The sequence below is a fragment of the Halomonas sp. 707B3 genome (genome assembly GCF_024158645.1).
Taxonomy (GTDB): Bacteria; Pseudomonadota; Gammaproteobacteria; order Pseudomonadales; family Halomonadaceae; genus Vreelandella; species Vreelandella lionensis.
In genome coordinates, this window is the sequence record NZ_JAMZBE010000169.1 from 1 (window position 1) to 6938 (window position 6938).

Here is a 6938-nt window from a genome sequence, read left to right on the forward strand (position 1 = left end):
GGTGGTGATTCGCTACGAAGGCCCAAAAGGCGGCCCCGGCATGCGCGAAATGCTCACGCCTACCTCGGCCATTATGGGCCGTGGCTTGGGCAACGATGTGGCGCTGATTACCGATGGCCGCTTCTCCGGCGGCAGCCACGGGTTCGTGGTGGGGCATGTGTCGCCGGAAGCCTTCGACGGCGGCCCGCTGGCGCTGGTTGAAGATGGCGACCCCATCACCATTGATGCCGAAGCCGATACCATTGATGTGCATATCAGCGATGAAGAGATGATGCGCCGCCGTGCGGCTTGGCAACAGCCTGAGCCGCGCTATCGTAAAGGCGTGTTGGCGAAGTATGCCAAATTGGTCAGCTCGGCCAGTACCGGTGCGGTGACCGACCAAGAATAACCTGTGAAGAGTCACCGGCACGGTTAGGCTGTCACTAAGTCGTCAAGCGCAAGGCGTACCCTTAACGCCTTGCGCTTTTTAATGAGTAAACGGTGGGCACGATGGCGGTAGAGAATAAGATACGAGGACGAGCCAGCGAGGTGTTTTGGGCATTTTTAGCGCTGGGGCTGACCTCCTTTGGCGGTCCGGTGGCGCACCTGGGCTACTTTCGCACGGCGTTTGTCGAACGCCGCCAGTGGCTCAGCGAGCAGGCCTACGCGGATTTGGTCGCGCTGTGCCAGTTCTTGCCGGGGCCAGCCAGTAGCCAGGTAGGCTTTGCCTTGGGTTTGATGCGCGCTGGCCCCTGGGGGGCGGCAATGGCGTGGCTGGCGTTTACGCTACCCTCTGCCATCGTGCTGGTGCTGTTTGCATTGGGCGCGGCGGTGCTGGATGGCCCGGTGGCCAGCGGCATCATTCACGGCTTAAAAGTGGTGGCGGTGGCCATTGTGGCCCACGCGGTGTGGGGCATGGCGCGCAACCTCTGCCCGGATAAAACCCGCACGGGCATTGCCCTGGCAGCAGTGTTGGCGGTGGTGCTGGTCAGCGGGCCGTTGGGGCAGGTGGCGGCGATTGTGCTGGGCGGCGTGGCGGGGCTGCTGCTTTGTCGCCAAAGCGCTGCAGCATCATCTAGCGAATCGCTGCACTTCCCGGTGACACGCCGAGCGGGCACGCTAGCATTAGGTTTATTCGCCGCTTTGTTGGTGCTCTTACCGCTGTTAGCGGCGAGTGCCGGTTGGTTGAACGTCGTCGATGCGTTCTACCGTTCAGGCGCGCTGGTGTTTGGCGGTGGCCATGTGGTGCTGCCGCTGCTAGAAGCGGAAGTAGTGCAATCGGGTTGGGTCACGGCAGATGAATTCTTAGCGGGTTACGGCGCGGCACAAGCGGTGCCGGGGCCGCTGTTTACGTTTGCTGCATATTTAGGGGCGCTGCTGCCAGGGATACCCAGCGTGATTGGCGCGCTTTTGGCGCTGCTGGCGATTTTTGTGCCGGGGTTTTTGCTACTGGTCGGCGTGCTGCCGTTTTGGAATCAGTTCCGCCAGTGGAGCAGTGCACAAGCGCTGATGCGCGGTGCCAATGCGGCGGTGGTGGGTATTTTAGGCGCGGCGCTTTATCAGCCGGTGTGGACCAGTGCCATTCTTGGGCCTTACGAGTTCGTGCTGGCGTTGACGGGCTTTTTGCTGCTCACCGTGTGGAAACTGCCTGCATGGCTGGTGGTCATCGTGGTGGCGTTAGGCGGCGTAATGATTCCGCCCCAGTAACCGGGGCGGGGAAATACTCAAGCGGTGAGAGTTAGCGGGGAGGTGGCGTGGCTGCTATGGCGCCTCCAGCTCTAACGTGCGACGCAGGACATTAAGCTCGTTGATGTCCAGATGCTCTAGCCTTCCGGCGAGCAGGTCGCTGATCTTTTGAACGGGTAAGCCAGCCTGGCGGGCTATTTCGCGGCTTCCCAGATCTGATACGGCGATCAGGCGGGTAATAATACGCATGAGGCGCGTACGTTTTTCTAATTCCCTGACATCGAGGTCAGGGCTGCTTCGCGGAGGATCTAATGATTCTGCGTGAGCAGTTGAGTATGCCGTACTCATGTGACTCCATCAGTCGGAAATGACAAATACACAATGCCGCCAACTCACGCGGTTTTCAATGCCTAATTTGATGAAAATTTCACGCAGCGAGTAACACCCGCAAATGCCCGTGGCTCTGGTAAACTATGCGCCTTCCTATTTCTGAGTGAGCTGCGCACTGTGCGCGGCTTATGGACTGCTTTCTAGCTTAAATAGGCCGTTGGCCGAGGAGTTTTGCATGTCGAACAGCGCACCCAAGGTGGGCGTGATCATGGGGTCGAAGTCTGATTGGCCGGTCATGGAGCACGCGGTGGCGATGTTAGAGCGGTTGGGCGTTCCCTACGAAACCCGTGTGGTATCGGCGCATCGCACACCCGACCTGCTGTTCGAATATGCAAAAAGTGCCGCTGAGCGTGGCCTGCAGGTGATTGTGGCAGGCGCAGGCGGTGCCGCTCATTTGCCGGGTATGGTCGCGTCACAAACGGCGCTGCCGGTGCTGGGTGTGCCGGTGGAGTCTAAAGCGCTGAAGGGCTTGGATTCACTGCTTTCTATTGCCCAAATGCCGGGTGGCATTGCGGTAGGCACCCTGGCTATTGGCAAAGCCGGTGCCACCAACGCAGGCCTGCTGGCCGCACAAATTGTGGGCCTTCAGGACAGCACCGTGCGCGAAGCTGTTGAGGCGTTCCGCGCCGAGCAGACCCAGTTGGTGTTGGATAACCCCGACCCGCGCCCTGACGTAGACTCCTCGGCCCAATAGGTAGCCATCATGAGCGCACAGAGTGCAAAACATATGATTGCAAAAAACATTGGCGTCCTCGGTGCAGGCCAGCTCGGGCGTATGCTGGCGCTGGCAGGTTATCCGCTGGGCAACACGTTTACGTTTTTAGATACCACTGGTAATCCCAGCGCGGGTATTGGCGAGGTGATTGTCGACCCGGATAACCAGCATTTGGCGGCGTTTCTCGATAAGGTCGATGTAGTGACCTACGAATTCGAGCACCTCCCCGTTGAGCTGGTAAAGCAGATTGAGCAGCATAAGCCGGTTTACCCCGGCAGCCGCGCTATTGCGGTGTGCCAGAATCGGGTAGAAGAGAAGGCGCTGTTTGACCGCCTGAGCATTCCGACACCAGCCTACCGCGTGGTGGAAAGCGCCGAACAGCTCGCTGCCGCTGCCGCCGAACTAGGCTGCCCAGTGGTAGCAAAATCGGTTACCGAAGGCTATGACGGCAAGGGCCAGGCGGTACTGAAAGCGCCGGAGCAGGCGCAAGAGGCGTGGGATGCCATTGGCCATTCGCAGCTGATCGTTGAGGCGTTTGTCGATTTTGTACGCGAAGTCTCGATGATTGCCGTACGCGGCCGCGATGGGGACGTGGTGTTCTACCCCATGGCGGAAAACCAGCACGTGGGTGGCATTCTGCGCTACTCCGTGGCTCCGCTACCGGATTTGGACGCCAGCGTTCAACAAGCCGCCGATAACTACATTCGTGTGTTGCTGGACGAGCTGGATTACGTGGGCGTGTTGGCGCTGGAGCTGTTCCAAACCCGCGACGGCAGCCTGCTGGCCAACGAAATGGCCCCGCGGGTGCATAACTCCGGCCACTGGACGATGGACGGCGCAGTGACCAGCCAGTTCGAGAACCATCTGCGGGCTATTCAAGGCTTGCCGTTAGGCGCGACGAATGCCGTTGCACCTACCTGCATGGTGAATGTGATTGGCCTGGAAGGTGATAACGCCGCGCTGCTAGCCATTGCCGACACCCACTTGCATCGCTACGACAAAGCCGAGCGCCCAGGGCGTAAGCTGGCTCACGTTAACGTCGTGGCGTCGAGTCACGCCGAGCTGCTTGAAAAAGTGCGTGCTTGTCAGGCGTTGATACCCGATGCGCCCCCCGTTGAGTGGAGTTTTGAATCTACGTTATGAACAACGAAGCCGCCTGAAAAGGCGGCTTTTTAATTTCTGATGGTCACTACTTTTGTGACTTAAACGTGCTAAAACAGATGTATTAAAAAAAGCCTAACCAATAAGATTGGCGTTAAGCCGACTGAAGAACAGGGAGTTTGTATGTCGCCCCCCACACCCCTCGCCGCCACGGCGATGGCCTCCGGGCTGCGTAGTGGCTATCAACGTGACCACCATATAACCATGCAGCGTTTGCGTGGCGAAAAAGTGCGCCTACTTTACGACAACCTATGGCAGCCGGTGCTGAGCAGCGTACTGGCGGGCGGGCTGTTGGTGGCGGCCATGTGGCCAGTGGTGGATGCGACGCTACTGCTGGGTTGGTTTACGGTGCTGGTGGTGATTTCAGGGTTGAGGTTACTGCTGGCCCAGCGGTTTAAGCGCCTGCCTGCTCTACAGCAGCAGCGCCAGCGCTGGCTGCGTTGGTTTGCTGTGGGGGCGATTGCTTCTGGCTGCGTGTGGGGCGCCTCCGGCGTGCTGCTGTTTAGCCACAATCACCCCGCCCAAATTGCCGCGCTCTCGATTGTGCTGGCCGGGATTGCGGCAGGGGGCGTGACCACGCTCTCTTCCGTGTGGTGGATCGCCATTGGCTTTGTGCTTCCCATTTTGCTGCCGCTTAAGCTGCAGTTTCTGTTTCAGGGCTCGCCGCTTTCTATTTTAATCGGCCTGATGCTGGTGCTTTTTTTGGGTTTGATCATCGCCACTAGCCGCCGCTTTAGCCGTACTATTCACGACAATATTGCCCTGCGAGTGAACATGGCCGCCCGGGAGGCGCAACTGCGCGAAAGCGAAAACCGCTATCGCTCTATTTTTCAGCACTCGCCGCTAGGCGTACTGCACTTTGATGAGCAGGGGCAGATTACCGACTGCAATAGCAAACTGCTGGATATCCTGAGCGTGGAGCGCTCGAAGTTACTCGGCTACCGCATGCTGGACCGTTCCGCCGACCGAGGGGTTGCCCAGGCGGTGAGGGATGCGCTGGAGAAAGGCACGGGCTACTACGAAGGCACTTATCAACTGCCCAAATCCAGTGTGGGCACGCCCTTGCGGGCGTTCTTCAATGGGGTGCATAGCGCCAGCAACCAGATGGTGGGCGGTGTGGCGATTATTGAAGACTTCACCGAGCGAAAGCGCAGCGAGGCGATTATTTACCGCCAAGCTTATTACGATGCATTGACCGATTTACCCAACCGCAGGCTGTTTATCGAGCGATTAGAGGCGCTATGTAACGAGCAGGACAACGACCAGCGCGGTGGCTTGGTGATGTTTATGGATATGGACCGCTTTAAGCTGATTAACGACACCCTGGGCCACGCAGCAGGGGATGACTTATTAGTACAGGTAGCGCGCCGATTGGAGTCGTGTCTGCAAAACGATGATATGGCCGCCCGTCTGAGCGGCGATGAATTTGTGCTGCTCGCACTGTTTGATGTGACGGAGAGTGAGGCGTTAAACGCAGCGGCCGCCCGCTATATGGAAACAGTGCAGCAGGCGCTGGCAGGTGAATACCGCTTAGAGAGCCGCTGGGTAGAAGTAACGCCCAGTATGGGCTACACCTGTTTTGACGCGGCAGCCTTTGACCATACCGATGTGCTAAAACAGGCAGATATGGCGATGTATCAGGCCAAAACCGAGGGCCGGGCGCGGCTGCGCCGCTACCAGCCCTGGATGCGCGATGAAGTGAATAAACGGGTCGCTGAGCAGGCGCCTAACCTGCCAGTTGACCGCTAAGCAGTAACCACAGGGCGATCAACGCAAAGTGCCCCGGGTACCAGGCAAGCCATAGGCGGCGCGGCATCTCAAGCGCCACGGGGGGCACGCGCTGAGCGGCACCGGCGGCCAGCATTAGCACAATGACGCAGGTGGCGACGGTAAATGATTTAGCCATATCAGAAGCGTTCATTTGCCCGGCAATCCACAGCACGGGAAACGCCGCCAGCCCCGCCCAGAGGCGAGATTTCAGCACGTTACGAGTTTCGCTGAGCGCCTGCATGGCAAACATAAACAGCGGGATCAGCAGCAGGCCGTTATGGCCATACTCCACCCAGAAGCCAAGCAGGTACCACACGGTCACACCCACCGCGGCTCCCAGCATCAGCCAGCCCAAACCTAAGGTTTGTTGCTGGTAGTGCTGCCAGCCCTGGCGCACCAAAGCACCCAGTGCCAAGCCGCTGGCCAAGGTGAAGCAGACGTTTAAGATAAACGCATCAGAGGCACGGGGCATCAGCATATAGGGCAACTGTGCGGCGAGTCCGATAATCAAAATCCGCCGCGAGTAGCGCAGCGGATTACGCGTATTAAACAAGCCATGCCACGCCACCATGGCGGCAAATAGCGGAAACGCAATGCGTCCAATCGAAGAGCCTGCCCAACCTAAATCCCAATCCCCCGGCAGCACGTAGCGGGTCAGGTGGTCCACTGTCATGGTAAACAGCGCCAGCCACTGTCCCCAGGCGGTCCAGTGGGAAGAGGGGCGGAACACTTCTGCGGTGCTTGCCTGTGGCGTTGCGTGAGCCGCCGTCGATTCAGCCATGCTACCTCCTTGTATGTGGTTCAGTGATAGTAAAGACCCGGTTTGGCTAAGCAAGTTCGCTGGGAGGATGGGGGATTAGCCTGCGCTGAAAATCGGTTTACCCAGCGCCCAGACATGATCAATGGCCCAGCGTTCTTCGCTTAGCACGATAAAATCCGCATCCGAACCGGTCGTAAGGCGGCCTTTTTGTGGCAGCTTTAAGGCATTGGCGGCGGTGGTGGAGGCGCAATGCAGCGCGTGCTCCATGCTGATCTGGTGCTCATGGATACACTCACCTAGCACCTCGAACAGGCTGCTGAGTTTACCGGGTTTTAGGCCGATAAACCGATGCTGGTCATCAAATTCTGGCAGCGAAGCGTTGGCATCTGATGAGAGGCTGAGCTGGCTCGGCTCGATCCGCGCTTTCAGCGCCCGCGCTACTGCTTCAGAGGCGGGTACTTCGCCACCAGCCAGCAG

General features: G+C 58.8%; 8 protein-coding genes. 5 read left to right on the top strand and 3 right to left on the bottom strand.

Translation table 11 applies throughout. From position 1 onward, the window contains the following. The coding region (locus BIS10_RS16265; RefSeq protein ID WP_253506755.1) for a dihydroxy-acid dehydratase at window positions 1-388 on the top strand (388 nt) is incomplete at its 5' end. A gap of 101 nt (window positions 389-489) precedes the next feature. Beyond that, a complete protein-coding gene (chrA, locus tag BIS10_RS16270) occupies window positions 490-1686 on the top strand; it encodes a chromate efflux transporter (RefSeq protein WP_083025795.1) in 1197 nt (398 codons plus the stop codon). Between the two features lie 54 nt (window positions 1687-1740). On the opposite strand, the gene BIS10_RS18955 is transcribed toward chrA, so the two are convergent. Beyond that, on the bottom strand, window positions 1741-2013 hold the full coding sequence (locus BIS10_RS18955) for an XRE family transcriptional regulator (RefSeq protein ID WP_062362957.1): 273 nt from the start codon (window positions 2011-2013) through the stop codon (window positions 1741-1743). A 217-nt stretch (window positions 2014-2230) separates the two neighbouring features. On the opposite strand from BIS10_RS18955, the gene purE reads away from it, so the two are divergent. From purE to BIS10_RS16290, 3 genes are all read left to right on the top strand, one after another. Then, entirely contained in the window at window positions 2231-2749 is a 519-nt protein-coding gene (gene purE / locus BIS10_RS16280; protein WP_253506758.1) for a 5-(carboxyamino)imidazole ribonucleotide mutase, read from the top strand. Window positions 2750-2782: 33 nt separating this feature from the next. Further along, window positions 2783-3913: a 5-(carboxyamino)imidazole ribonucleotide synthase gene (locus BIS10_RS16285; protein ID WP_253506761.1), complete on the top strand. Its 1131-nt coding sequence runs from the start codon at window positions 2783-2785 to the stop codon at window positions 3911-3913. A gap of 141 nt (window positions 3914-4054) precedes the next feature. After that, window positions 4055-5680 (top strand): diguanylate cyclase domain-containing protein, encoded by a 1626-nt coding sequence (locus BIS10_RS16290; protein ID WP_253506774.1) that lies wholly within the window; start codon window positions 4055-4057, stop codon window positions 5678-5680. Here the strand turns inward: BIS10_RS16290 and BIS10_RS16295 are convergent. Then, on the bottom strand, window positions 5658-6482 hold the full coding sequence (locus BIS10_RS16295; protein WP_083025771.1) for a TraX family protein: 825 nt from the start codon (window positions 6480-6482) through the stop codon (window positions 5658-5660). The two genes, BIS10_RS16290 and BIS10_RS16295, sit on opposite strands and share 23 nt — an antisense overlap. Before the next feature lie 75 nt (window positions 6483-6557). Continuing rightward, window positions 6558-6938: amidohydrolase family protein (locus BIS10_RS16300; protein WP_253506776.1), on the bottom strand; the 381-nt coding region annotated here is incomplete at its 5' end.

Coding starts and splice junctions, on each gene's coding strand:
- chrA (WP_083025795.1), top strand. CDS start 490: ATGGCGGTAGAGAATAAGATACGAGGACGAGCCAGCGAGGTGTTTTGG.
- BIS10_RS18955 (WP_062362957.1), bottom strand. CDS start 2,013: ATGAGTACGGCATACTCAACTGCTCACGCAGAATCATTAGATCCTCCG.
- purE (WP_253506758.1), top strand. CDS start 2,231: ATGTCGAACAGCGCACCCAAGGTGGGCGTGATCATGGGGTCGAAGTCT.
- BIS10_RS16285 (WP_253506761.1), top strand. CDS start 2,783: ATGATTGCAAAAAACATTGGCGTCCTCGGTGCAGGCCAGCTCGGGCGT.
- BIS10_RS16290 (WP_253506774.1), top strand. CDS start 4,055: ATGTCGCCCCCCACACCCCTCGCCGCCACGGCGATGGCCTCCGGGCTG.
- BIS10_RS16295 (WP_083025771.1), bottom strand. CDS start 6,482: ATGGCTGAATCGACGGCGGCTCACGCAACGCCACAGGCAAGCACCGCA.